Here is a 25,501-nt window from a genome sequence, read left to right as displayed (position 1 = left end):
AACACAACAAAAAAAGGAAGGGAGTAATTACACTCCCTTGTCTTCTAGCCACTGATCCAGAGCTTTTCGAACGCACCAACTGATAGAACGTTCTTCCCGCTGGCAGTATTTGATAACACGATCCAGCTGCTCTGGGGTGAAACTGACGGATTGTTTGATAGCTTTTTCGCCATCTGGTTTTCTTGGTCTTGCCATGTTACCACCTCCGTAAGACCTATTATAACGGTGGTAAGAGATGGTAACAAGGAGTTTTGGTGATTTTATGGCTCAAGATTTTTCACGCACCAATTTTAGTGAACTAGATGAACTGAAAAAAAGTATGAAAAAGTATGAAAATTGTATTATAATTATATTGTCTAGGGAAAAGTATAGCTGGCCGGAGAAACTGATACAGTTTCTTTCGGTAAGTGCCAAGCGTTTTATACGCTTGGTTTTTCTGTATGTAAAGCTCTTTTTAAATCAACACATCATTATGATATTTATTAACTTATTTGCAAAAATCACCGAAAAATCAGAATTTGTTATAATCGTAAGCACAAAAGAAAATTTTATGATATAATAAATATATATTAAAAATTAAATATGGAAACAATAAAAAGCGGAGTTGAACTCCTGCCCACCAAGCAAAGTAGTTCAACTCCTACACCACAAAGGGTATGGGCATATTATAGCATATATCCCTCCCTTTGTGTACACAAAATGGAGGGCTTTTTTATGCGCGAACGATTTGTGAACGAATTTATGACCAAGATTGAAGGAAAGATTTCTGATGATAATCTGAAGATTGTGTACCAGCAGTTGATTATATTCGTAGGAGAGTATGAGATTTCTCCAAGGAATACGGAAGTTGTGCTATATGAGGGATACCTTCCGGAATGCTACAAGATTTTCTTTGTTACCAGGAAGATTGAAGGCATGAGCATGAAGTCTCTGGAATTGTATAATATGGTTTTGCGAGATTTCTTCTACAATGTTAATAAGCCATTTGAAGAAATAAGCACAAACGATATCAGGTTATACCTGTACAATACGCAGCAGACAAGAAAGATATGCAATGCTACATTAGATGGAAGAAGAACGATAATACATGTGTTCTGCGAATGGGCGGCCAACGAAGGGTACATAGGCAGCAATCCATGCCGGAATATTAAGCCGATTAAATATGAAAGACCGAAAAGGAAGCCGCTTACAGGACTTGAGTTGGAAATGGTAAGAAATGCTTGTAAGACACTTAAAGATAAGGCCATTGTTGAAATGTTCTATAGTACGGGATGCCGGGTGACAGAACTGGAAAGGCTGAATGTATCCGATGTAGATTTTCTGAGAAAAGAAGTTTATCTCTTTGGAAAAGGAGATAAACATAGAATATCGTACCTAAATGCTAAAGCAGAGCTTGCACTTAGAAACTACCTAGCATCAAGGGATGATAATGATCCGGCATTATTTGTATCAGATCGGCGCCCACACGGACGAATGAAAAAAGAAGCGATTGAAAAACGTGTAAGGAAGTTAGGAGAAGCTTCTGGGATTGGAAGAAGGTTGTATCCGCATCTTATACGACATACGACAGCAACAGACGGATTGGAAAGAGGAATGCCAGTAGAGGAAGTACAGCAGATTCTGGGACATGTTAATATCGGAACTACCATGATTTACGCAGAAGTTTGTAAGGAAAATGTAAAAAATAGTCATAGAAAATGTATTGTGTAAGGATAGACAATAGGATTGAGGATTTTCTCTTTCTGCTGTATAATGGCGGTGGAAGGAGCGTGTTGGAATGAACAATATGACTGAGCAAATTGAGAATTTGCTAAAAGAGAGTGGACCTTTAACACAGAAGCAGATAGCTGAAGCGTTAAATATTACAGCGGGATCATGTGTGATAGGTGTGAAAAAACTTATTGAAGAGGGAAAAGTAACTCAAGTTAGTTCACATAGTAAAAGAATGTATTATTTCATTAATAAAGAAGCAACATACAAAGATGTATCTAATATGCACAATGAAATAGCAAAAGAAACAGTAAATGCAAAAGATACATACGAGGATCTCAAAGAAAAATATGATGAGGTCAACAAAAATGTTAATGGGTTGTATGCAAATATAATATCCATTATAGCTGTGTTTGTTGCAATTTTTGCTTTGATTACAGTTAATGCGAACATTACATTTAATCTTACAACTCAGAATATGTGTGATGTGTTTTGGGGAATAGTAAAAATAAACATATTTGTAGTGATATGTATAATAGCAATGCTTGGTGCAACGAGAATTATTATTATAAATCCGTTGATTAAAGAAAAGAAAGACAAGAGAGGTTAATGCCTCTCTTTTTCTATGCAGAAAGGAGAATACATGGAAATCAGAGCAAGACCGTAAGGTCTTATTTTTATGCATATTAATATAGAAGAATCGAGGTACATAAGGTGTATGTAGATGCAGATACAATTATTACAGCAGGAAGTGTAATTACAGCTGTTGCAGTTATTTTTTCGGCTGTATTTGCAGCGTATAAGTGGTACTTGAAACAAAATGAACAAGATAAAGAAATAGAGAAAATGAAATCAGAACAATGCTTGCTTACATATGGGATTCTTGCTTGTTTGAAGGGGCTGAAAGAACAGGGATGTAATGGCCCGGTTACAGAAGCAATTGACAAGATTGAAAAACATGTTAATAAGCAGGCACATGATCAGGAGGGATGATTATGGATATTAGTACAGTAGGAACAGTAATAGGAATTGTAGCAATTTGCTATGTAATTGGTATGGGTTGTAAGGCATCTGAAAAAGTACCTGATAAATGGATCCCAGTAACTATGGCTGTATGTGGTGGAATTCTTGGTGTGGTTGGACTTTATACAATGCCAGATTTCCCGGCCGGAGATGTTATTAATGCAATTGCAGTAGGAATGGCAAGCGGATTGGCAGCAACAGGGGTTAACCAGCTGTATAAGCAACAGTGTAAATAAGAAAGGAGATACAGTATGAGTATGAATGGAATTGATATTAGTAATCATCAGAAAGGAATCGATTTATTAATGGTTCCTTGTGATTTTGTGATATGTAAAGCGACAGAAGGAACAACATTTATTGATAAATATTGTGATGGATTTATGCAGCAAGCAATGGCTCTCGAAAAGAAGGTCGGAGTGTACCATTTTGCAAGCGGAAAAACATCAGGAAAAGAAGAAGCGGATTTCTTTTTGAAAAATGTACAAGGATATATTGGTAAAGCAATACTGATTCTGGATTGGGAAGGAGAAGCGGTAAAGAAAGGCGTAGGATATGCCAAAGAGTTCCTTGATCGTGTATTGGAGAAGACCGGAATCAAACCGATGCTGTACAGCTATAACAACTGTGTAAATGCTTACGATTGGACATCTGTTAAGAATGCAGATTACGGCCTGTGGAATGCCGGATACTACAAAGGGTATGCAGAGATGGGTTACACCCCGGAAGCACCTCTGAAAGGCGGTCTTGGAGCATGGGGAAGCTGTGCTATGTATCAGTATACCTCCAGCGGAAAGTTATCCGGTTGGACTGGCCATCTGGACTTAGATGTATTTTATGGTGACAGGGAGGCGTGGGACAAATTCGCTGGCGGATCAGTAGGAGCAGGAACTGCGACCGCTACACCAGCACCAGCCCCAATGCCGCAGGTAACACCTACCAACCAGTCAATGAAAAATGCGCAGGTGCATATTAACAATTTCACAGGAGCTGGGATTGCTACTGATGGCCTGAACGGTCCTCAGACACGTAAAGGTTTAATCATGGCATTACAGACTGCATGCAATCTGGATTATAGTTCCGGTTTAACTGTAGATGGTAAGATCGGTACCAAGACCAATAATGCACGTGGACTCCATTACGTAAAACGTGGAGAGACACAGTATCTGGTTACATTTGTTGAGATTGGACTTACTGCCCTTGGATATTACAGCGGAGCAGTTGAAGCACCTGGAATCTTTGGAAATGGATTGGAAAATGCCGTGGATAAATTTCAGAAAGATGTTGGAATTAATAATGATAGAATTGCTGGAAGAAATGTAATGGATATGATTTTAAGGAAAATGGGATGCATATAAAAAGTCGCAAAAGCAATTTGCCCCCTTTTTGCCCCTTTTTTGAATAATGAGTAAAAGAAAATGCCGGAAACGCTTAAGTTTCCGGCATTTTTTCGATTAAGTTCACTGCGGATAGTGGGACTTGAACCCACACGAGGTCACCCCCGCAAGATTTTGAGTCTTGTGCGTCTGCCATTCCGCCATATCCGCATGGCATATGTTGCTACACAACAAAATAAATTATAACTATAAATTTAATATATGTCAATCCTTTTTTGAAAAAATGAGAAGAAAAGGAGGAAAGAAAAATTAACCTTTTAAAAATGCCCGGATTGGTGTATAGTAAGATAGTGATTTTATAAGAAAAAAGAACTATTAAGAACTATTAGGTGGAGAGACAAAATGAGCAGTAAAATTATGCTGATTGATGGCCACAGTATTCTGAACCGTGCCTTTTATGGTCTGCCGGATCTTACGAATGCAGATGGTCTTCATACAAATGCGGTATATGGATTCCTGACGATAATGTTTAAGCTTCTTGAAGAAGAAAAGCCAGAATATCTTACGGTGGCGTTTGACGTTCATGCCCCGACATTCAGACATAAAATGTATGTAGAATATAAAGGGACCAGAAAGCCAATGGCAGAAGAACTCAGACAGCAGGTTCCGGTGATCAAAGAAGTACTTCATACAATGGGTGTTAAGACGATCGAATGCGCCGGTCTGGAGGCAGATGATCTGATCGGAACGCTTTCAAAACGTTGTGAAACAGAAGGAATGGAAGTAACGGTTATTTCAGGTGACCGAGACCTTCTGCAGCTTGCAACGGAACATGTTAAGATCAGAATTCCAAAGACAAAGCAAGGCAGAACAGAAATTGAAGATTATTATGCAAAAGATGTACTGGAACGATATCAGGTGACGCCAAAAGAATTTATTGATCTGAAGGCGCTGATGGGAGATACGGCAGATAATATTCCGGGAGTGCCAAGTATTGGAGAAAAGACAGCGACAAAAATCATTACACAGTATCATTCCATAGAAGAAGCACATGAGCATGTGGAAGAATTAAAACCGCCAAGAGCATCAAAAGCATTGAAGGAACATTGGGATCTTGCGGTGCTTAGTAAAGAACTTGCTACTATTAATATAGAAGCGGAATTTCCATATGATCTGGAAGAAGCAAAGCATGGAAATATGTATACAGAAGAAGCATATGTATATTTTCAAAAACTGGAATTTAAGAATCTTCTTTCCAGATTTGATATTGCGGCACCGGCCAATAAGATAGAAGATGGGTTTCAGGTGATCGCATCAAAAGAAGAGGCTGAAAAGGTTTTTGAAAAAGCAAAGACTGCTGTAACGGTAGGTGCAGTTACGTTTAAAGATCTTGAGAATGTGTTGCCGCTGTTTGTTAATCAGGCGGGGATAGGCGGCGTCGGACTCTCTTTTTCAAAAGAAGATATTTACTGCATCAAAGTAGAAAAGGATATAACAGCAGACTGGCTGTTGGAAGAGCTCGCAGAGGTGGCTGAAAAAGCTGGTACATTTGCAATGTTTGACATAAAACAAAAGATGCGGGAAATTCAGATTCGGAATCAGAAAAATTGTTTTGATGTAAATGTAGCGGCATATCTGCTGAATCCACTTAAGAATAATTATACATGGGAAGATGTTGCGAGAGAGCATCTGGATCTTATGGTTGATGAAAAGATAGAAACGGATATGAAAGTCTGCTATGAAGCATATGTTAATTTTGCAGCAGTAGAGATCTTGAACAGAAAATTGCAGGATGCACAGATGGATCATTTGTTCCAGGATATAGAGATGCCGCTGGTATTTACATTATATGATATGGAGCAAAATGGTATCCGTATAGAAGCAGATGCCTTGAAGCAATATGGCGACCAGTTGGTTGGTAAAATCAATGAATTAGAAAAAGATATTTATCAGGAAGCCGGAGAGACATTTAATATTAATTCTCCGAAACAGCTGGGAGTTGTACTGTTTGAAAATATGAAACTTCCGGGAGGAAGAAAGACAAAGACTGGTTATTCTACGGCAGCAGATGTACTGGAAAAACTGGCTCCGGAATATCCGGTTGTAGCGAAGATTCTTGAGTACCGGCAATATACAAAATTGAAGTCCACATATGCGGACGGTCTGGCGAATTACATTCAGGAAGATGGAAGGATTCATGGTAAATTTAATCAGACGATTACAGCAACCGGAAGAATCAGCAGTACAGAACCGAATCTTCAGAATATACCGGTCAGGATGGAACTTGGACGTCTGATACGAAAAGTATTTATTCCGAAAGATGGATACCGGTTTGTGGATGCAGATTATTCGCAGATTGAACTTCGTGTACTGGCACATTGCTCAGGGGATGAACATTTGATCCAGGCATACAAAGAACAAAGCGATATTCACCGTATTACAGCATCTCAGGTATTCCATATACCGTTTGACGAAGTAACACCGCAGCAGAGACGCAATGCGAAAGCGGTAAACTTTGGTATCGTATATGGAATCAGTTCATTTGGACTGAGCCAGGATCTTAGCATTACAAGAAAAGAAGCCGCAAAATATATTGATGATTATTTTGCAACTTATCCGGGAATCAAGACTTTCCTGAATGATGCAGTGGCACATGCGAAAGAAAAAGGCTATGTGGTGACATTATTTGGAAGACGGAGACCGGTTCCGGAACTTTCTTCCAGCAACTTTATGCAAAGGTCTTTTGGAGAACGTGTGGCTATGAATTCCCCGATTCAGGGTGCGGCTGCAGATATCATTAAGATTGCAATGATCCGGGTGAATCAGAGATTAAAGGACCAGAAGATGAAGTCAAGACTGGTTTTACAGGTTCATGATGAACTTTTAATTGAAGCATATGAACCAGAGCTTGAAGAAGTTCAGACGATTTTAAAAGAAGAAATGGAACATGCGGCTGATTTAAAAGTACCGCTTGAAATAGATATGCATACAGGAGACAACTGGTACGAAGCAAAATAAGAGGTGTAAGAGATGAAAATTATTGGAATTACCGGAGGAGTAGGAGCAGGAAAAACACAGATTCTGGAGTATTTGAACAACAAATATGGAGCAACGATCTGCATGGCTGATGAAGTGGGAAAAAAGCTGCAAAAAAAGGGAACAGAATGCTTTGATGAAATCGTGGCACATTTTGGAGAAGAGATTCTAGATGAAAAAGGTGAACTTGATCGTAAGAAACTGTCAGATATCGTATTCGCAGACCGTGTGGAACTGTCTGTGTTAAATGGAATTGTGCACCCGAGAGTAAAAGAAGAAATTCAGAAAAAGATTGCAAAAGAAGAAAGAAAAAATACAAATCTTATGCTGATTGAAGGAGCTCTTCTGATTGAAGATCATTATGAAGAAATCTGTGATGAATTGTGGTATGTATATGTAGAAGATTCCATCCGCAGAAAACGTTTGAAATATGCAAGAGGATACGAAGACAGCAAGGTGGATCAGATTTTTGAAGCACAGCTTCCGAAAGATCTTTTTATGCGCCATTGTGACCGGGTGATTGATAACAGCGGACAGTTTGAAGAGACAAAGATCCAGCTGAATAAGATCGTGGAAGATTTATAAGAAAGGCAGATATTATTTAATATGAGATTATGCAGCATTGCAAGTGGAAGCAGTGGAAATTGTATTTATGTAGGAGATGATCAGACCCATCTTCTGGTTGATACAGGTATCAGCAAGAAGAGAATAGAAGAAGGATTGACAAAGCTGGATATAAAAGGGGATGAACTAGAAGGAATTCTGGTTACCCATGAACATATAGATCATATTCAGGGACTGGGCGTGTTTAGCAGGAAATATGAGATCCCGATCTATGCGACACCTGGAACTATCCAGGGGATTAAAAATTGTAAAAGCCTCGGAAAACTTCCGGAGGGACTTTTACATGAGATAGAAGTGGATCATCCGTTTGAACTGGGAACATTAAACGTGGACCCATTTGCCATTTCCCATGATGCAAATGAACCGTCCGGATACCGGATTAACAGTGGGGAAAAAGCAGTTGCGGTTGCAACAGACCTTGGAATATATGATGATTATACAGTGAATCACTTAAAAGACCTGAATGCGGTCGTTCTGGAAGCAAACCATGACATACATATGTTAGAAGTCGGACCTTATCCATATCCTTTGAAACGAAGAGTTATGGGTGATAAGGGACATTTATCAAATGAACTGTCAGGAAAGCTTCTTTGCGATATATTACATGATGATCTTCAATATGTAGTTCTGGGACATCTTAGTAAGGAAAATAATTACGAGGAACTTGCATATGAAACGGTCAAGCTGGAGATCAGTATCGGAGATAATCCATATAAAGGAGAAGATATTCCGATGATGGTAGCCAAAAGAGATCAAGTATCTGATATCATTACATTGTAAAATGCGATGAAAAAACGTGGAAGACAACAGGAGGAAAACAAATCATGAAAAAATGTGTAATTACAGTTGTAGGAAAAGACACCGTAGGTATTATTGCAAAAGTATGTGAATATCTTGCAGGGGCAAATGTAAATATCCTTGATATTTCGCAGACCATCGTAGATGGGTACTTTAACATGATGATGATTGTTGACGTAACAAATTGCAGTAAAGAGGTTGCTGTAGTTTCAAAAGAACTGGAAGAAATCGGAACTTCTATCGGCGTTGCCATTCACTGCCAGAGAGAAGAAATATTTGAAAAAATGCACAGATTATAAGAAAAGTTACTGAAAGGCAGGAAAGACACATGATAAACAGATACGAAGTATATGAGACAAATCAGATGATTGCAGAGGAAAATCTGGATGTACGTACCATTACTCTTGGAATCAGCCTGTTGGATTGCATTGATGCAGACCTTGATAAATTAAATGAAAATATTTATAACAAAATAACTACTGTTGCGAAGGATCTTGTAAAAACAGGAGAAGAAATTGAGCAGGAATTTGGAATTCCGATTGTAAATAAGAGAATTTCGATTACACCGGTATCACTGATTGGTGGTGCGGCATGTAAAAGCCCGGAAGATTTTGTGACCATTGCAAAGACGCTTGACAAAGCAGCAAAAGTAGTCGGCGTAAACTTTATTGGTGGTTATTCTGCCCTGGTTTCAAAATCTATGACAAAAAGTGATGAGAACCTGATCCGTTCTGTGCCACAGGCACTTGCATGCACAGACAGAATCTGCAGTTCGATCAATGTCGGATCTACAAAAACAGGTATTAATATGGATGCAGTACGTCTGTGCGGAGAGATTGTAAAGGCAACTGCAGAAGCAACAAAGGAAAATGATTCACTTGGTTGTGCAAAACTGGTAGTATTTTGTAATGCACCAGATGATAACCCGTTCATGGCAGGTGCATTTCTTGGTGTAACAGAAGGGGATGCAGTAATCAATGTCGGAGTCAGTGGACCTGGTGTAGTAAAACATGCGATTGAACAGGTGCGTGGAAAAGGATTTGAAGAATTATGTGAGACGATCAAAAAGACTGCATTTAAGGTAACACGAGTAGGACAGCTTGTCGCAGGAGAAGCTTCAAAGAGACTTGGCATTCCATTTGGAATCATTGATCTGTCTCTTGCACCGACACCGGCTATAGGTGACAGTGTGGCAGAGATTCTGGAAGAGATCGGCCTGGAACGTGTCGGAGCACCAGGGACGACAGCAGCGCTTGCCATGTTAAACGACCAGGTAAAGAAAGGTGGAGTTATGGCTTCTTCCTATGTAGGTGGTTTAAGTGGTGCATTTATTCCTGTCAGTGAAGATAAAGGAATGATCGATGCGGTAGAAATGGGAGCGCTTACGATCGAAAAGCTGGAAGCGATGACATGTGTATGTTCTGTGGGACTTGATATGATCGCGATTCCAGGAAAAACAACAGCAACAACTATTTCTGGTATCATTGCAGATGAGATGGCAATCGGTATGGTGAATCAGAAAACTACAGCAGTGCGTTTGATTCCTGTCATCGGAAAAGATGTAGGAGAGACAGCGGAATTTGGCGGATTGCTTGGATATGCACCAATCATTCCGGTGAATGAATATGACTGTAGTGCGTTTGTGAACAGAAAAGGAAGAATTCCGGCGCCTGTACACAGCTTTAAGAACTAAAAAATGAATAAAAACAGACAATCCATGATGCACCTTCTGGTAAAACGGATAAAGGAAAAGGTATCATAGATTGTCTGTTTTTTTATATACGAATAAGCTGCTTTTGATGTTCGTTTATAAATGAACCGCCGAATTTGTCTGTGATTACACTTTCATAGAGGTCGGATGCAAAGGTAGTCTGATTTAGCATACGAAGAGCCGCGGGCGAAAGACTTTCGGTCTGCGTAAGCTTGGTAATAATAGGAATAGAAGAATGTTCCTTCATTTTGCGCAGGATATCGGTATGCTCCCTGCAAAATCCCAGGACTCTGGCGTAACTGCAGGAAGTGCTTCGGTAAAGGGCCATATCTTCCTTGGTAATAGATAAAAGTATATGCAACAGACTTCTGCTAATCCGGCTGTAAGTCAATTCTTTGGTTTTTAAAAGTTCACAAAACTGTTCGTAGGACTGAAAATTGTTCCGGCAGCGGATGATACGGTTGGCAAGTTCAGGAGAGACATCCTGATATGCACACAAGGATGAGGCTGTTTCGCCAAGGAGCCGGTACTTTAATAACAGCGAAAAATCATCTGGTTCTACAGGACAAGATGTATTCCATGCATTTTGCAAAATTTGAAAAACCTCATCTGGAAGCTGCGATTTTAGAAGCTGCCAGGTTTGTGAAGAAGTATTAATGGCGTTTTCTCCGAAATTCCCGGAGATTTGTGGAATAGAGAGCTGCTTTAATGTATTGCGAATTGCAGATGCGGAACTCATATGGGCTTGAAGCGTTGTGTCGTGGTAATTGCAAGCCTGCCTTTTCAGGGTAACTGGAACAATGGAACTGTTAAGTCGTTGTAAAGCTTTTAAATATTCAATTCCTAAAATATTATTTGGATCAGACATCACTTCGGAGATAGAAGTGTCTCCGGTCAGTTCTTTAAGAGCCAGACATCTTGCGGCTGGAAAAGAAGCTCCACTTTTTAGTGCATTTTGTAAAAGCAGCCGGTATGAACCGGGTTCGGAAACCAGCAGCCGGGAAATGCGATCGAGTTGTTCTAAGTCTCCACATTCACTTCCAAAACATAAGCTGTCAATACAACCAAGACCGTCCAGGATTGCAACTGCACCAAGGGCGAAATATTCAGCACTGCCGGAAGCATAGCACACGGGGAGTTCAATGACTACGGAAGCACCGCAGGAAAGAGCCATATGGGCCCGGTGGTGTTTGGACAAAAGAGCCGGCATTCCTCTTTGCACATAATCGCCGCTCATAATGATAACAACCCGGTCGGCACCGGTCAGTTCTTTTGCTTTTTCAATGTGATAAAGATGTCCATTGTGAAATGGATTATATTCCGTGATAAGTCCAACAGTTTTCATAAGAATCTCCTTGTATAACAATATAAAATTGATTATACTATACAATAGTGGGGTATGCAAATGGGATGTTTACCCAGCGAAACTGGGAAGAAAGGAGGATGCATATTTTATGGAAGAGAATAAGAATGAGGAAGAACTCCTGGATGATGATATTGATTACGTGGAAGACAGGGAAGAACTGACGGAAGAACGTATCAAAGAAATGCTGGATGCCAGAGAGTATAAAGAATTAAAAGAAGAACTGGAAACAAATATGTATCCTGTAGACCTTGCGGAGATTCTGGAAGAATTTGATCAGAAGCATATGGTGCTGGTATTCCGTTTGCTTGCAAAAGAAGAAGCGGCCGAGACATTTTCTTATATGAACAGTGATATGCGTGAGATTCTGATCAATGCGCTGACGGACTCCGAGCTTGAAGAAATCATGGAAGAGATGTATCTGGATGATACAGTTGATGTGCTGGAGGAGATGCCGGCAAATGTTGTGGATAGACTTTTGATGGTTACCGATGAAGAAAAGCGTCAACGGATCAATCAGTTATTGCAATATCCGGAAGAAAGCGCCGGAAGCGTGATGAACGTAGATTATATCGGACTTCGACGTGAGATGACAGTTGCAGAATCTATTTTAAAGATACGCCAGGTAGGATTGAACCGTGAGACGATTTATACTTGTTATGTTACAGAACAGCGTCATCTGATCGGACAGGTCGATGTAAAGGAACTTCTGACAAGCAGTGAATCAAAAACAATCGAAGAGATTATGGATACGAATATGTTGTATGCCCGTACAACAGATGACCAGGAAGATGTGGCGAATATAATCACAAAATACGGTCTGATTGCACTCCCGATTGTAGATCATGAGAATTGCATGGTCGGTATTGTAACCGTTGATGATGCCATGCAGGTATTACAGGAAGAGACAACAGAAGATATCAGTATCATGGCCGGTGTAAATCCGAATGAAGACTCATATTTTGGGACATCGATCATTGATCATGTTAAAAGCCGTATTCCGTGGCTTTTGTTTCTGATGTTATCGGCAACGGTAACACAGATGATCATGAACAGTTATGAAAATGCACTTGCGTTAATGCCCCAGCTTGCAGGCTTTGTTCCGATGCTTACCGGAACCGGTGGAAACTGTGGATCGCAGAGTTCGACTCTGGTGATACGCGGACTGGCTGTTGGAGAAATTGAATTTTCCGATTTGTTCAAAGTAATCTGGAAAGAAATCCGGATTGCATTTTGTATCAGTATTATATTATCGGTAGTGAATGGAATCCGTATCATGCTGATGGGGCAGGGAGATGCGATGATGGCATTTACGATTGGACTTACCATGGCATGTACAGTATTGATTGCAAAAGTAGTAGGTTGTACGCTGCCGCTGATTGCAAAAAAAATCGGACTTGATCCGGCAATCATGGCAACGCCGCTAATTTCTACTCTGGTAGATATTAGTACGATCAGTGTGTATTTTGCAATTGTAAGCCGTGCATTTCATTTGTAACATTGTGAAAATGCAATATGTTTTGTTCAAAATATAGTGGATATTGTACATTGTACGCAAAAAGAGACATAAGATTACCGTAAGAACCCTTGTCCGCAGGGGTTCTTTGTATTATAATGACAATACTGAGAAAAATATTTGGAAAGGAGTCTATTTATCATGGGATTTATAGATGAAATCAAAGCGAAAGCAAAAAGTTGTAAAAAAACAATCGTTCTTCCAGAGAGCGAAGACATCAGAACTTATGAGGCAGCAGAGGCAATCTTAAAAGAAGGAACAGCTAATCTGGTCCTGATCGGAAGCGAAGAAGAGATCGCTAAGAATAAAGGAGATTTCGACATTACAGGAGCTACTATCGTAGACCCTGCTACATATGAAAAGACAGATGAGTATGTAGCAACACTTGTTGAACTGAGAAAGAAAAAAGGAATGACAGAAGAGCAGGCAAGAGAGATTCTTCTTACAAACTACTTATACTATGGTGTAATGATGGTTAAGATGAAAGATGCAGACGGAATGGTATCAGGAGCATGCCACTCTACTGCAGACACACTCCGTCCATGCCTTCAGATCCTGAAGACAAAACCAGGAACAAAGCTTGTATCTGCATTCTTTGTTATGGTAGTACCTGACTGCGACATGGGAGAGAATGGAACATTCGTATTCGCTGACTGCGGACTGAACCAGAATCCTACATCAGAAGAACTTGCAGCAATCGCTCAGTCTTCTGCAGAAAGTTTCAAACAGCTTGTTGGAGCTGATCCAAGAGTTGCTATGCTTTCTTACTCAACAATGGGAAGTGCAAAACACGATGATGTAACAAAAGTACAGGAAGCTGTTAAGATCGCAAAGGCAGAGAATCCGGATCTTATGTTAGACGGAGAGATGCAGCTTGATGCAGCACTTGTTCCTTCTGTTGGAGCAGCAAAAGCACCAGGAAGCCAGGTTGCAGGAAAAGCAAATACCCTGATCTTCCCTAACCTTGATGCAGGTAACATCGGATATAAACTTGTTCAGCGTCTTGCTAAAGCAGAAGCTTACGGACCAATGACACAGGGAATCGCAGCACCAGTTAACGACCTTTCAAGAGGATGCAGCGCTAAAGATATCGAAGGTGTTGTAGCAATTACAGCAGTTCAGTGCCAGAACCAGTAAGATTTGAGAAGGAGAAAATAGAATGAAAGTATTAGTAATCAACTGTGGAAGTTCATCTTTAAAATATCAGCTGATCGATATGGAGAATGAAAGTGTTCTCGCAAAAGGTCTTTGCGAAAGAATCGGAATTGAAGGTTCTGTATTGACACATAAACCTACTGGAAAAGACAAATATGTAGTAGAAACAGCTATGCCAGATCATAGTGTGGCAGTAAAACTTGTACTGGATGCCCTGATGGATGCAGAACATGGAGTAATTGAGAATACGGATGAGATTACAGCAATCGGACACCGTGTACTGCACGCAGGAACTGTTTACAGTGATGCAACACTTGTAACAGAAGATGTGAAAAAAGTTGTACGTGACTGCTTCGATCTTGGACCACTTCACAACCCGGCTAACCTGATCGGAATTGAAGCTTGTGAAGCAGCTATGCCAGGAAAACCGAATGTAGCAGTGTTTGATACAGCTTTTGGTATGAATATGCCACAGAAAGCAGCTATGTATGGTATTCCGTATGAATATTATGAAAAATACAGCTTAAGAAGATATGGATTCCACGGAACAAGTCATATGTTCGTATCTGGTGAGACATGCAAGATGCTTGGAAAAGAAGATGCAAAAGTTATCGTTTGCCATCTTGGTAACGGAGCAAGTATCTCAGCGTCTATCGGTGGAAAATGCGTAGATACAAGTATGGGACTTACTCCTTTGGAAGGCCTGATCATGGGAACACGTAGTGGAGATGTTGATCCTGCAGTTGTACAGTTTATCTGCAATCACGAAAATATCAGTGTTGATGAGATGCTTACAATCCTGAATAAAAAATCTGGTCTTCTTGGAATGACAGGAATTTCTTCGGACTTCCGTGATGTAAGAAAAGCAAGCGAAGAAGGAAATGAAAGAGCATCACTTGCATTGGATGCTTACAGATATCGTGTTGCAAAATATATTGGTTCTTACGTAGCAGCACTGAATGGCGTAGATGCAATTACATTTACAGCTGGTGTTGGTGAAAACTCATGGGAAATGAGAAGCGAAATCTGCGAATACCTTGGCTATCTTGGTGTTGAAGTGGATGAAGAGAAGAACAAAGCAGCAATCGGAGAACAGGCAGTAATTTCTACTCCAGATTCAAAGGTTAAGATCATTGTCCTTCCAACAAACGAGGAATTAGCAATTGCGCGTGAAACAGTTAAATTAGTTTAAAAAAATACTGTTGACAAAATAAATTTACATGATATAATAGTCTAGTGTGTGAATAGGAGACGATATTATGATATTAAACCTATCCGACGTTCTGTCTGAGCAGCATAAAGCAATACATGAATCTGTTCCGATTGAGATGACTTCTTTTAAGTCTGAGATGGGAGATTATGCGATTACAGGAAAGACACCACTTGAGTTGTCTGTAGAATATGCAGGTGACCGTAAGTTAGAAGTGACAGGAAAGGCTGAGATTACATCGGCTGCACCATGTGACAGATGTCTGGAAGATGTAGAAGTAAAGGTAACACTTGACTTTAAGCATAAGATTGATACAGAATCAGATGCATACGATCAGTCAGAAGATTTAGACGAGAATAACTATATTGACGGATATAGCTTAGATGTAGAGCAATTGGTCTACAACGAGTTATTGGTAGGGTGGCCGACGAAAATTCTATGCAGCGAAAACTGTAAAGGTATTTGCAACGTATGTGGTCAGAACCTGAATAAAGGTACCTGTAACTGTGAAGATACGGGGCTCGACCCTAGAATGTCAGTTATCCGTGATGTATTTAAGAATTTTAAGGAGGTGTAACCTATGTCAATTTGTCCAAAGAATAAATCTTCTAAAGCAAGAAGAGACAAAAGAAGAGCAAACTGGAAAATGAGCGCACCAAATCTGGTAAAATGCAGCAAGTGTGGCGAATTAATGATGCCTCACAGAGTATGCAAGCATTGTGGTTCATACAATCAGAAAACAGTTATCGCTCAGGATTAATTTCTTGAAAATGATGTAAATTCAAGGGCTGTGCATTTATGCACAGCTCTTGTTTTGCTTTTATCGTTATGTGTTCGGAAGAATCTGCAAGTGACAAGTTCTCTGTATAGCTTAAAGCGTGTCCGAAAAATACTTTTTAAGACGCACTCTAATGTAATCCAAATGAAAATAAATATTTTATATGTTGCAACTTTTTTTAATAGTGTTATAATTTTAACTAGGTATAAAATGTAGTCTATAATGTCAGATATAAAATGTTGAGGAAAGAGGACATCAGTGCTGTCTAATCGGGGACATAAGAGATTATATTGCACTGCGAACTACAGTATCTTAAAAAAGGAGGATTAACAAAATGGCAAAAATTACAGAAGGGTATATGCCTTTTCATGGCTATCAGACTTACTACAGAATCGTTGGAGAACAGAAAGATAATGGAAAAGCTCCATTGATCTGTCTTCATGGCGGACCGGGATCTACTCACAATTATTATGAAGTACTGGATAACGTTGCAGACGATGATGACCGTATGATCGTTATGTACGATCAGCTGGGATGCGGAAAATCTTATCTGGACGGACATCCAGAGATGTGGACACAGGATCTGTGGCTGGACGAGCTGGATGCTCTGAGAGAACATCTGGGACTGAAAGAATGCCACATCATTGGTCAGTCTTGGGGCGGTATGATGCAGATTGCATATGCAATTGAACGTGGAGCGGAAGGTGTGAAGTCTTTCATTATTTCTTCTGGTCATCCAAGCAGCAGCTTATGGGCAAGAGAAGGAATGAGAAGAATTAAGATGATGTCTGAAGAAGACCAGGCAGCGATTAATGATGCACTGGAACGTAATGACTTTACGGGAGAGGCTTATCTGAAAGCAGTCGATAACTACATGGACAGATACTGCAATTACTGGAGAGAAGATCTTCCAGAATGCTGTACAAGACCAAAGAAATCCGGCGGAGAGGCTTATCTGTATGGATGGGGACCAAATGAGTTTGTTCCATCTGGTACATTAAAAGATTTTGAGTATATTGACAGACTTCATGAAATCAAAGTTCCATCACTGATCATGAGTGGTATTTCTGATCTGTGCTCACCATTAGTTGCAAAAACTATGGCAGATGAAATTCCGAATTCCAAGTGGATTCTCTGGGAGAGAGCAAGACATACTACATTTGTAGACAGACACGATGATTATTGTGTTGAGTTGATTAAGTGGATGAACGAATATGATAAATAAAAATATATAGCATAAAAGTGCGAAAAAAAGAGATTCGGCAAAAAACGGGCTGAATCTCTTTTTGGCTAAAAGACGTGGTGCTGTGATCATAGAAGGCCTTTTTCAGACACACTCTGGCGTTTTTCAAAGGAAAATATTGATTTTTGTATAGATGTTTAGTAGAATAAATTCAGTAATGCTAGGAGGAATTAATATGTCAGAAATTACAGTAATAGCATTGGACGCTATGGGCGGGGACAATGCACCTGGCGAAATGGTTAAAGGAGCAGTGGATGCTCTTGGCCGTGAGCAGGATATTAAAGTATATCTGCTTGGTAAAGAAGATGTTGTTCAGGCTGAATTACAGAAATATACGTATGATAAAGAACGATTAGAAGTTGTCAATACAACAGAGGTAATCGAGACAGCAGAGCCACCGGTAAATGCAATCAGAAGAAAAAAAGATTCTTCCATTGTCGTCGGTATGAAGATGGTGAAAGAGGGCAAGGCGGATGCGTTTGTATCAGCCGGAAGTTCGGGAGCAATTCTGGTAGGTGGGCAGGTGATCGTAGGACGGATCAAGGGCGTTGAAAGACCACCGCTTGCATCCTTAATACCGACAGAAAAGGGAGTAGCACTTCTGATCGACTGTGGGGCAAATGTGGATGCCAGAGCTTCACATCTGGTACAGTTTGCTAAGATGGGTTCTATCTATATGGAGCATGTAGTCGGAATTAAAAATCCAAAGGTTGGAATCGTTAATATCGGAGCAGAAGAAGAAAAAGGAAATGCACTGGTAAAAGAGACATTTCCTATGTTAAAGGAAGAAGATTCTATTAACTTTATCGGAAGTGTGGAAGCAAGAGAAATTCCACATGGACAGGCTGATGTTATTGTAACAGAAGCTTTTTCAGGAAATGTAATTTTGAAGCTGTATGAAGGAGTCGGTTCGGTTCTGATCAGTAAAGTAAAAGAGGGACTGATGTCTACGTTGCGCAGTAAAATGGGTGCACTTTTGATCAAACCGGCGTTAAAAGAAACTTTAAAATCTTTCGATGCCAGTGAATATGGTGGTGCACCGCTTCTGGGGCTGAATGGACTTGTGGTAAAAACACATGGAAGTTCAAAGGCAAAAGAAGTAAGCAATACGTTGATTCAGTGTGTAACATTTAAGAAACAGAAAATTAACGAAAAAATTAAAGAAAGTATTCAATCGGATCAGAAGTCCGCTGAATAATATATTACTATCGATGAGAAAAGGAGATTTGATATGGAACTTGAAAAATTAAAAGAAATCATTGCTGACGTATTAAACGTAGAAGTAGATGATATTACAGAGGACACAACATTTGTAGATGATCTGGGAGCAGATTCACTTGACATTTTCCAGATTATCATGGGAATAGAAGAAACATTTGATATTGAAATCGATAATGATGATGCTGAGAAGATTTCTACTGTAGGAGATGCAGTTGAGCAGATCAAGAATGCAACTAACAACTAGGCAGAAAATATGAAAAACGAAAAAGCCCTGCCAAGGGCTTTTTTCGATATGGAGTTTTATATGAATAAAGATCTAAAAGAATTAGAACAAAAGATTGGGTACACATTTAAAGATTTCGAACTTTTTAAAAATGCAATGCTCCACAGTTCTTATGCAAATGAAAAACATTTGCCGAAGTATGAATGTAATGAACGTCTGGAGTTCCTGGGAGATGCGGTTCTTGAACTGGTATCCAGTGAATTTTTATTTCACAACAATCCGAAGGTACCGGAAGGGGAGCTGACGAAGACAAGAGCAAGCATGGTATGTGAGCCGGCTTTGGCATTTTGTGCAAGAGAGCTGGATCTTGGAGAATATCTGCTGCTTGGAAAAGGCGAAGATGCAACTGGAGGACGTAAGAGAGAATCTGTAACCTCGGACGCAATGGAAGCTCTGATCGGGGCAATTTATCTTGATGGTGGTTTTACTAATGCAAAAGAGTTCATACATCGCTTTATTCTGCAGGATTTGGAGAATAAAAAACTCTTTTTTGATAGCAAGACTATCCTGCAGGAGATCGTGCAGGCGAATTTCAAAGAGACAATCTCGTATCATCTGATCGGAGAAGAAGGGCCAGACCATAATAAGACATTCCGTGTAGCAGTACATATTGGAGAGGAAGAATATGGGGTCGGAGCAGGCAGAACCAAGAAGGCGGCAGAACAGGAAGCTGCATATGTTACGATTCTGAAACTGCATGAAAAGAACATAAAGTAGGTGTGGAATGTATTTAAAAAGCATAGAGGTGCAGGGATTTAAATCATTTGCAAATAAGATAAAATTTGAATTCCATAATGGTATCACCGGTATTGTCGGACCGAACGGGAGTGGTAAAAGTAATGTAGCAGATGCCGTAAGGTGGGTATTAGGTGAACAGCGTATCAAGCAGCTTAGAGGCGGTACGATGCAGGATGTTATATTCTCGGGAACAGAGAATAGAAAACCGCTCAGTTATGCATCGGTAGCAATTACATTGGATAATTCGGATCATAAGCTTCCGGTTGACTACGAAGAAGTGACGGTAACAAGAAAGCTTTACCGTTCCGGGGAAAGCGAATATCTGATTAACGGAAGGGCTTGCAGGTTAAAAGATGTAAATGAGCTTTTTTATGATACTGGTATTGGTAAAGAAGGATATTCTATCATAGGACAGGGACAGATTGACAAGATCTTAAACGGTAAGCCGGAAGAGCGGAGGGAACTCTTTGACGAAGCAGCTGGAATTGTGAAGTTTAAGAGAAGAAAAAGCCTTTCACTGAAAAAACTGGAAGATGAGCGCCAGAATCTGGTGCGTGTTAACGACATTCTGTCGGAGCTGGAAAAGCAGGTGGGACCATTAGAGCGTCAGTCAGAAAAGGCGAGAGAATATCTGAAACGCAAAGAAGAATTAAAGACTTATGATATTAATATGTTCCTGCTTGAGATGGAGCGGATCCGTGAGCAGATCCTGGAACTGGAAAAGAAGCTTAGCATAACAAAAGAAGAATTAGAAGATGCTTCCAGACAGTATGAGGAGACGAAGACGGAGTACGAATCCATCGAAGAGCAAGTAGATGTGATCGATGAGGCAATCGAGAAGTCAAACCGGCAGTTAAATGAGACAACATTGTTAAAGCAGCAGCTGGAGAACCAGATCGCACTTTTGAAAGAGCAGATTAACAGTGCAAAGATGAATGATGAGCACTATGAGCAGCGTGCGAATACAATCACAGGTGAGTTGTCTGACAGGGAAAGACAGCTAAAAGAACTGCAGAAAGAAAAAGAATCCATTACAAAAGAGATGGATGACAAGCAGTCGCAGGAAGAACAGTTAAAAAAAGAACTTGCAGAGATTCAGGCACAGATCATAGAGATTACAGAATCTGTAGATGAAAAGAAGACGCATATCATGGAAATACTGAATAACAGGGCATCGACAAAAGCCCAGATTCAGAAATTTGACACCATGATGGAGCAGATCCAGGTCCGGAAATCCCAGATCAACCGTCAGATTATTGAAAATGACAGCGAGATAGCAGAAGAGAATGAAAATTTCAAAATGTTCCAGACGGAGTTGAAGAATATTTCTAATGAAATTATTTCTCTTACAGAGCAAAATAAATCTTATGAAACGAAGATAAAAGAACTGCAATCGCAGATTGCAAAACAGTCGCAGATGCTTCAGGCCGGGCAGTCTGCATTTCACAGAGAACAGTCCAGACTGGAATCGCTGAAAAATATTACGGAACGCTATGATGGATATGGAAACAGTATCCGCAGGGTAATGGATAATAAAGACCGGGAAAAAGGTCTTCTTGGTGTAGTTGCTGATATCATAAAAGTGGGAAAAGACTATGAGATAGCAGTTGAAACAGCTCTTGGTGGAAGCATTCAGAATATTGTAACGGAAGATGAAGAGACAGCCAAGCGGATGATTACATTTCTGAAAAAGAACAAATATGGACGTGCAACGTTCCTTCCGCTTACTTCGATTCGTGCGAATGCAGGTATCAACCGCCCGGAGGCCATGAAAGAAGCCGGAGTAATTGGAACTGCGAATAAACTGGTCCAGGTAGAAGAGAAATATAAAACACTGGCAGATTTTCTGCTTGGAAGAACGCTGGTAGTTGATCATATCGATCACGCAACCGTAATAGCGAGAAAGTACCATCAGTCAATCCGTATCGTTACGCTGGAAGGAGAACTGATTAATCCGGGTGGATCCATGACGGGTGGAGCCTTTAAGAATTCGAGCAATCTTTTAAGCCGTAGAAGAGAGATTGAAGAATTTGAAAAAACGGTCCATAAATTAAAAAAAGAAATGGACGACATGGAGAGCCAGACTGCAAAACTAAAAGAAGAAAGAGCCGCTTATTATGAAAAGACGGATGTGATTGGAACAGAACTTCAGAAAGCATACGTTGTACAGAATACGGCAAAGATGAATGCAGAACAGTCGCTGACCAAAATTAAAAATTTCAAAGAGCATTCCGACAGTATCCGGAAAGAAGCAGAAAAACTGGATATAGAGATCACAGAGATCATGGATAACCAGGAATCCATTAATGTGGAACTGGATACCTCACAGGATATGGAAAAGATGTTAAACAGTGATATTGAAAAAGGTCAGGAAGCGCTCGAAGATATGCATGTAAAAGAGAGCGAAAAATCCAGACAGGTGGAGCAGAGTCATCTGGAATATGCTGGATTGGAACAGAAGTACATGTTCATAACGGAAAATATTACCCGTATCTGTGAAGAAATGGATAAATTCCATACGGAACTGGAAGAAATATCCAGAAATAAAGGCGGTACATCGAAAGAAATCTCGGAAAAAGAAGATAAGATCCGGGAATTGCAAGAAACGATTGAAAATTCAGGAGACCTTTTCGGAGAAATCAAACAGCAGATTGAACGTTCTAAAAAAGAAAGAGAAGAATTAAATCAGCGGCATAAGACCTTCTTCGAAAAACGAGAAGAAATATCAAAACATATGACGGATCTGGATAAAGAAGTATATCGTCTGGAAAGCCAGAAAACTACGTATGAAGAAAATTCAGAAAAACAGATCAATTATATGTGGGAAGAATATGAAGTGACATTAAATCATGCCAGAGAACTTAGAAATCCGGATCTGACAGATCTGAATGTCATGAAAAGAAGAATCAAGGAGTTAAAAAGCGAAATCCGTGCACTTGGTAATGTCAATGTAAATGCGATTGAAGAATATAAAAGTGTATCAGAACGTTATGAATTCTTAAAAGGTCAGCATGACGATCTGGTGGAAGCAGCAGAGACATTGGAACAGATCATAGAAGAATTGGATACCGCTATGCGCAAACAGTTCAAAGAGCAGTTTGCAAGAATAGCCAGAGAATTTGATAAAGTGTTTAAGGAACTCTTCGGAGGTGGAAAGGGAACACTGGAGCTGATGGAGGAAGAAGATATACTGGAAGCAGGAATCCGCATCATCGCCCAGCCACCTGGAAAGAAACTGCAGAATATGATGCAGCTGTCTGGTGGGGAAAAGGCATTGACCGCGATTGCACTTTTATTTGCAATCCAGAATCTGAAACCGTCACCATTCTGTCTTCTGGATGAGATTGAGGCAGCACTTGATGATAATAACGTAGATCGTTTTGCGCAATATTTGCATAAACTTACAAAATATACACAATTTATTGTAATTACGCACAGACGTGGTACAATGACAGCAGCGGACCGTTTGTACGGTATTACAATGCAGGAAAAAGGTATATCGACCCTGGTATCTGTAAGCCTGCTGGAAAACGAACTGGATAAATAGGAGGATTGTATGGGATTTTTTGAAAAACTGGTTGCCGGACTTGGAAAGACCAGAGATAATATTGTATCAGGAATGGACAGTATTTTTCATGGATTTTCACGTATTGATGATGACTTTTATGAAGAACTGGAAGAGGTCCTGATTATGGGGGATCTGGGAGTACAGGCAACGTACGATATACTGGATGACCTGAAAGCAAAGGTAAAAGAAAAGCATATTAAAGAGCCGATGGCATGTCGTGAACTTCTGATTGAAAGTATCAAAGAGCAGATGGATATCGGTGAAACAGCATATGAATTCGAAAACCATCCATCCGTAGTGATGGTAATTGGCGTAAATGGCGTAGGAAAGACAACTACCATTGGAAAACTGGCCGGAAAATTGCGCGCACAGAATAAAAAGGTAGTTATCGCAGCAGCAGACACATTCCGTGCTGCGGCAGGTGAACAGTTAAAAGAGTGGGCGAACCGTTCCCAGGCTGAGCTGATCGGAGGGCAGGAAGGATCCGACCCTGCATCTGTTGTATTTGATGCAGTTGCAGCTGCGAAGGCAAGACATGCAGATGTGCTGATGATTGATACGGCGGGACGTCTGCATAATAAAAAGAACCTGATGGAAGAACTTCGGAAGATGAACAGGATCATCGACAGAGAATATCCGGATGCGTACAGAGAGACACTGGTTGTTCTGGATGCAACGACCGGGCAGAATGCGCTTCAGCAGGCAAAAGAATTTAATGATGTGGCAGAAATTACAGGGATTGTCCTTACAAAGATGGATGGAACAGCAAAGGGAGGAATTGCAGTTGCTATTCATGCTGAGCTGGGCGTTCCGGTAAAATATATTGGTGTAGGAGAGACCATTGATGATCTGCAGAAGTTTGATGCAGATGATTTTGTAAATGCGTTATTTGAAAGACCAAAAGAGGATGAGTCGGAAGACGAGTCAGAAAATGACTAAGAGGAAGAGAGGAACAAAAGATGTTAACATTGGAAAAATTTCAGCAGGCGAGTAAAATCGTAAAAGAAGTAACACTTCCAACCAAACTGGTGTACAGCGAATATTTAAGCAGACAGACAGGAGCAGAAGTTTACCTGAAGCCGGAAAATATGCAGTATACGGGGGCTTATAAAGTACGTGGTGCATATTATAAGATCAGCACAATGAGTGAAGAAGACCGTAAAAAAGGTTTGGTAACAGCTTCTGCCGGTAACCATGCACAGGGAGTTGCGTATGCAGCAAAGAAATTCGGCTGTAAAGCAACCGTTGTTATGCCGACTGTTACACCGCTTATTAAGGTAAACCGTACAAAGAGTTATGGAGCAGATGTAGTTCTGCATGGAGATGTCTATGATGATGCCTGTGCATATGCCATGAAGCTGGCAGAAGAAGAAGGATATACTTTCGTTCATCCATTTGATGACCTGGACGTTGCAACAGGACAGGGAAGTATCGCAATGGAGATCTTTGATGAACTTCCGGATGTAGATTATATTCTGGCACCAATTGGCGGAGGCGGATTGATCACAGGTGTCTCTACATTGACGAAAATGTTGAATCCAGATGTAAAAGTCATTGGTGTGGAACCAGCTGCTGCTGCAAGTATGACAGAAGCATTAAAAGAAAGACATCCGGTAACATTAGGAAGCGCCAACACAATTGCTGATGGTACAGCCGTAAAACGTGTTGGGGAAAAGATCTTCCCATATGCAGAAAAGAATATCGATGAAGTTGTAACTGTTGCAGACGATGATCTGATCGGAGCATTCCTTGATATTGTAGAGAATCATAAAATGATCGTAGAGAACTCAGGACTTCTTACGGTTGCAGCACTCAGACAGCTGGATCTGAAAGGAAAGAAGGTAGTATCGATCTTAAGCGGTGGTAACATGGATGTGATCACAATGTCATCAATCGTACAACATGGTCTGATCCAGAGAGACAGAATCTTCTCTGTATCTGTACTTCTGCCGGATAAACCGGGAGAACTGGTTCGTGTTGCTTCTACCATTGCAAAAGTAAACGGTAACGTAATCAAACTGGAGCATAACCAGTTTGTAAGCACGAACCGTAATGCTGCAGTGGAACTGCGTATTACACTGGAAGCTTTCGGAACAGAGCATAAGCATGAGATTATGAAAGCGCTGCAGGATGAAGGATTCAGTCCAAGAGAGGTAAATGCAAAACTTTATTAAAAAGTTTATCTATAGA

At 40.3% G+C, this 25,501-nt stretch carries 24 protein-coding genes and 1 tRNA gene; 22 read left to right on the top strand and 3 right to left on the bottom strand.

Annotation, left to right across the window (positions count from 1 at the left end):
- Positions 1 to 27: 27 nt before the first annotated feature.
- Positions 28 to 195, bottom strand: coding sequence for a hypothetical protein (locus ACWJAF_RS01235; protein WP_448861678.1), 168 nt, complete (start codon positions 193 to 195; stop codon positions 28 to 30).
- 519 nt (positions 196 to 714) lie between these two features.
- Here ACWJAF_RS01235 and ACWJAF_RS01230 point away from each other — a divergent pair.
- The 5 genes from ACWJAF_RS01230 to ACWJAF_RS01210 all read left to right on the top strand — a co-directional run bounded on the left by ACWJAF_RS01230 (position 715) and on the right by ACWJAF_RS01210 (position 4,088).
- The gene (locus ACWJAF_RS01230; RefSeq protein WP_448861676.1) at positions 715 to 1,710 is read left to right on the top strand and encodes a tyrosine-type recombinase/integrase; all 996 of its coding nucleotides are present in this window, start codon (positions 715 to 717) and stop codon (positions 1,708 to 1,710) included.
- A gap of 67 nt (positions 1,711 to 1,777) precedes the next feature.
- A complete protein-coding gene (locus ACWJAF_RS01225; protein WP_448861675.1) occupies positions 1,778 to 2,320 on the top strand; it encodes a winged helix-turn-helix transcriptional regulator in 543 nt (180 codons plus the stop codon).
- 104 nt (positions 2,321 to 2,424) lie between these two features.
- The gene (locus tag ACWJAF_RS01220) at positions 2,425 to 2,703 is read left to right on the top strand and encodes a branched-chain amino acid ABC transporter permease (protein WP_448861673.1); all 279 of its coding nucleotides are present in this window, start codon (positions 2,425 to 2,427) and stop codon (positions 2,701 to 2,703) included.
- A 2-nt stretch (positions 2,704 to 2,705) separates the two neighbouring features.
- Positions 2,706 to 2,969, top strand: coding sequence for a phage holin family protein (locus ACWJAF_RS01215; RefSeq protein ID WP_448861671.1), 264 nt, complete (start codon positions 2,706 to 2,708; stop codon positions 2,967 to 2,969).
- Between the two features lie 15 nt (positions 2,970 to 2,984).
- Positions 2,985 to 4,088, top strand: a complete 1,104-nt coding sequence (locus tag ACWJAF_RS01210; protein WP_448861669.1) for a GH25 family lysozyme — start codon at positions 2,985 to 2,987, stop codon at positions 4,086 to 4,088.
- Positions 4,089 to 4,194: 106 nt separating this feature from the next.
- On the opposite strand, the gene ACWJAF_RS01205 is transcribed toward ACWJAF_RS01210, so the two are convergent.
- Positions 4,195 to 4,277: transfer RNA gene (locus ACWJAF_RS01205), tRNA-Leu, on the bottom strand.
- 192 nt (positions 4,278 to 4,469) lie between these two features.
- Here ACWJAF_RS01205 and polA point away from each other — a divergent pair.
- From polA to ACWJAF_RS01180, 5 genes are read left to right on the top strand one after another with little or no spacing between them, the layout of a single operon-like run.
- Positions 4,470 to 7,085, top strand: coding sequence for a DNA polymerase I (gene polA, locus ACWJAF_RS01200; RefSeq protein ID WP_448861667.1), 2,616 nt, complete (start codon positions 4,470 to 4,472; stop codon positions 7,083 to 7,085).
- A 12-nt stretch (positions 7,086 to 7,097) separates the two neighbouring features.
- The gene (gene coaE, locus ACWJAF_RS01195; RefSeq protein ID WP_296031049.1) at positions 7,098 to 7,688 is read left to right on the top strand and encodes a dephospho-CoA kinase; all 591 of its coding nucleotides are present in this window, start codon (positions 7,098 to 7,100) and stop codon (positions 7,686 to 7,688) included.
- Positions 7,689 to 7,709: 21 nt separating this feature from the next.
- A complete protein-coding gene (locus tag ACWJAF_RS01190; RefSeq protein WP_448861665.1) occupies positions 7,710 to 8,507 on the top strand; it encodes an MBL fold metallo-hydrolase in 798 nt (265 codons plus the stop codon).
- Between the two features lie 44 nt (positions 8,508 to 8,551).
- Positions 8,552 to 8,824 carry an ACT domain-containing protein gene (locus ACWJAF_RS01185; RefSeq protein WP_028086201.1) on the top strand — a complete coding sequence of 91 codons (273 nt, stop codon included), beginning with the start codon at positions 8,552 to 8,554 and terminating at the stop codon, positions 8,822 to 8,824.
- Between the two features lie 29 nt (positions 8,825 to 8,853).
- Positions 8,854 to 10,218, top strand: a complete 1,365-nt coding sequence (locus ACWJAF_RS01180) for a DUF711 family protein (RefSeq protein ID WP_448861663.1) — start codon at positions 8,854 to 8,856, stop codon at positions 10,216 to 10,218.
- An 82-nt stretch (positions 10,219 to 10,300) separates the two neighbouring features.
- Here ACWJAF_RS01180 and ACWJAF_RS01175 read toward each other — a convergent pair whose 3' ends face one another.
- Positions 10,301 to 11,581 carry a nucleotidyltransferase gene (locus ACWJAF_RS01175; RefSeq protein WP_448861662.1) on the bottom strand — a complete coding sequence of 427 codons (1,281 nt, stop codon included), beginning with the start codon at positions 11,579 to 11,581 and terminating at the stop codon, positions 10,301 to 10,303.
- 178 nt (positions 11,582 to 11,759) lie between these two features.
- On the opposite strand from ACWJAF_RS01175, the gene mgtE reads away from it, so the two are divergent.
- The 12 genes from mgtE (at position 11,760) to ilvA (ending at position 25,485) form a co-directional block, all read left to right on the top strand.
- Positions 11,760 to 13,097: a magnesium transporter gene (gene mgtE, locus ACWJAF_RS01170; protein ID WP_296031065.1), complete on the top strand. Its 1,338-nt coding sequence runs from the start codon at positions 11,760 to 11,762 to the stop codon at positions 13,095 to 13,097.
- 159 nt (positions 13,098 to 13,256) lie between these two features.
- Complete coding sequence (pta, locus tag ACWJAF_RS01165) at positions 13,257 to 14,252, top strand: phosphate acetyltransferase (RefSeq protein ID WP_028086205.1); 996 nt, start codon at positions 13,257 to 13,259, stop codon at positions 14,250 to 14,252.
- Between the two features lie 22 nt (positions 14,253 to 14,274).
- On the top strand, positions 14,275 to 15,462 hold the full coding sequence (locus ACWJAF_RS01160) for an acetate kinase (protein ID WP_448861660.1): 1,188 nt from the start codon (positions 14,275 to 14,277) through the stop codon (positions 15,460 to 15,462).
- A gap of 67 nt (positions 15,463 to 15,529) precedes the next feature.
- Positions 15,530 to 16,057, top strand: coding sequence for a YceD family protein (locus tag ACWJAF_RS01155; RefSeq protein ID WP_296031062.1), 528 nt, complete (start codon positions 15,530 to 15,532; stop codon positions 16,055 to 16,057).
- A gap of 3 nt (positions 16,058 to 16,060) precedes the next feature.
- Positions 16,061 to 16,240 carry a 50S ribosomal protein L32 gene (gene rpmF, locus ACWJAF_RS01150; protein WP_296032623.1) on the top strand — a complete coding sequence of 60 codons (180 nt, stop codon included), beginning with the start codon at positions 16,061 to 16,063 and terminating at the stop codon, positions 16,238 to 16,240.
- 352 nt (positions 16,241 to 16,592) lie between these two features.
- Positions 16,593 to 17,483, top strand: coding sequence for a proline iminopeptidase (pepI, locus tag ACWJAF_RS01145; RefSeq protein ID WP_055284482.1), 891 nt, complete (start codon positions 16,593 to 16,595; stop codon positions 17,481 to 17,483).
- 193 nt (positions 17,484 to 17,676) lie between these two features.
- Positions 17,677 to 18,699, top strand: coding sequence for a phosphate acyltransferase PlsX (gene plsX / locus ACWJAF_RS01140; protein ID WP_296032625.1), 1,023 nt, complete (start codon positions 17,677 to 17,679; stop codon positions 18,697 to 18,699).
- A 33-nt stretch (positions 18,700 to 18,732) separates the two neighbouring features.
- On the top strand, positions 18,733 to 18,966 hold the full coding sequence (gene acpP, locus ACWJAF_RS01135; protein ID WP_296032626.1) for an acyl carrier protein: 234 nt from the start codon (positions 18,733 to 18,735) through the stop codon (positions 18,964 to 18,966).
- A 60-nt stretch (positions 18,967 to 19,026) separates the two neighbouring features.
- A complete protein-coding gene (gene rnc, locus ACWJAF_RS01130; RefSeq protein ID WP_296093246.1) occupies positions 19,027 to 19,722 on the top strand; it encodes a ribonuclease III in 696 nt (231 codons plus the stop codon).
- A gap of 7 nt (positions 19,723 to 19,729) precedes the next feature.
- A complete protein-coding gene (smc, locus tag ACWJAF_RS01125; protein WP_448861656.1) occupies positions 19,730 to 23,290 on the top strand; it encodes a chromosome segregation protein SMC in 3,561 nt (1,186 codons plus the stop codon).
- Between the two features lie 9 nt (positions 23,291 to 23,299).
- On the top strand, positions 23,300 to 24,250 hold the full coding sequence (gene ftsY / locus ACWJAF_RS01120) for a signal recognition particle-docking protein FtsY (protein ID WP_296032630.1): 951 nt from the start codon (positions 23,300 to 23,302) through the stop codon (positions 24,248 to 24,250).
- A gap of 20 nt (positions 24,251 to 24,270) precedes the next feature.
- Positions 24,271 to 25,485 carry a threonine ammonia-lyase gene (ilvA, locus tag ACWJAF_RS01115; protein WP_448861654.1) on the top strand — a complete coding sequence of 405 codons (1,215 nt, stop codon included), beginning with the start codon at positions 24,271 to 24,273 and terminating at the stop codon, positions 25,483 to 25,485.
- Positions 25,486 to 25,501: the final 16 nt, after the last annotated feature.

The sequence above is a fragment of the Dorea sp. genome, from assembly GCF_977044405.1.
The sequence above is the reverse complement of the archived record's forward strand: the minus strand, read 5'-3'. Positions and strand labels throughout refer to the sequence as shown.

Bases quoted from the DNA above. Each gene is read 5' to 3' on its own strand.
- ACWJAF_RS01235 (WP_448861678.1), bottom strand. From the start codon at position 195: ATGGCAAGACCAAGAAAACCAGATGGCGAAAAAGCTATCAAACAATCC.
- ACWJAF_RS01230 (WP_448861676.1), top strand. From the start codon at position 715: ATGCGCGAACGATTTGTGAACGAATTTATGACCAAGATTGAAGGAAAG.
- ACWJAF_RS01225 (WP_448861675.1), top strand. From the start codon at position 1,778: ATGAACAATATGACTGAGCAAATTGAGAATTTGCTAAAAGAGAGTGGA.
- ACWJAF_RS01215 (WP_448861671.1), top strand. From the start codon at position 2,706: ATGGATATTAGTACAGTAGGAACAGTAATAGGAATTGTAGCAATTTGC.
- ACWJAF_RS01210 (WP_448861669.1), top strand. From the start codon at position 2,985: ATGAGTATGAATGGAATTGATATTAGTAATCATCAGAAAGGAATCGAT.
- polA (WP_448861667.1), top strand. From the start codon at position 4,470: ATGAGCAGTAAAATTATGCTGATTGATGGCCACAGTATTCTGAACCGT.
- coaE (WP_296031049.1), top strand. From the start codon at position 7,098: ATGAAAATTATTGGAATTACCGGAGGAGTAGGAGCAGGAAAAACACAG.
- ACWJAF_RS01190 (WP_448861665.1), top strand. From the start codon at position 7,710: ATGAGATTATGCAGCATTGCAAGTGGAAGCAGTGGAAATTGTATTTAT.
- ACWJAF_RS01185 (WP_028086201.1), top strand. From the start codon at position 8,552: ATGAAAAAATGTGTAATTACAGTTGTAGGAAAAGACACCGTAGGTATT.
- ACWJAF_RS01180 (WP_448861663.1), top strand. From the start codon at position 8,854: ATGATAAACAGATACGAAGTATATGAGACAAATCAGATGATTGCAGAG.
- ACWJAF_RS01175 (WP_448861662.1), bottom strand. From the start codon at position 11,581: ATGAAAACTGTTGGACTTATCACGGAATATAATCCATTTCACAATGGA.
- pta (WP_028086205.1), top strand. From the start codon at position 13,257: ATGGGATTTATAGATGAAATCAAAGCGAAAGCAAAAAGTTGTAAAAAA.
- ACWJAF_RS01160 (WP_448861660.1), top strand. From the start codon at position 14,275: ATGAAAGTATTAGTAATCAACTGTGGAAGTTCATCTTTAAAATATCAG.
- ACWJAF_RS01155 (WP_296031062.1), top strand. From the start codon at position 15,530: ATGATATTAAACCTATCCGACGTTCTGTCTGAGCAGCATAAAGCAATA.
- rpmF (WP_296032623.1), top strand. From the start codon at position 16,061: ATGTCAATTTGTCCAAAGAATAAATCTTCTAAAGCAAGAAGAGACAAA.
- pepI (WP_055284482.1), top strand. From the start codon at position 16,593: ATGGCAAAAATTACAGAAGGGTATATGCCTTTTCATGGCTATCAGACT.
- plsX (WP_296032625.1), top strand. From the start codon at position 17,677: ATGTCAGAAATTACAGTAATAGCATTGGACGCTATGGGCGGGGACAAT.
- acpP (WP_296032626.1), top strand. From the start codon at position 18,733: ATGGAACTTGAAAAATTAAAAGAAATCATTGCTGACGTATTAAACGTA.
- rnc (WP_296093246.1), top strand. From the start codon at position 19,027: ATGAATAAAGATCTAAAAGAATTAGAACAAAAGATTGGGTACACATTT.
- smc (WP_448861656.1), top strand. From the start codon at position 19,730: ATGTATTTAAAAAGCATAGAGGTGCAGGGATTTAAATCATTTGCAAAT.
- ftsY (WP_296032630.1), top strand. From the start codon at position 23,300: ATGGGATTTTTTGAAAAACTGGTTGCCGGACTTGGAAAGACCAGAGAT.
- ilvA (WP_448861654.1), top strand. From the start codon at position 24,271: ATGTTAACATTGGAAAAATTTCAGCAGGCGAGTAAAATCGTAAAAGAA.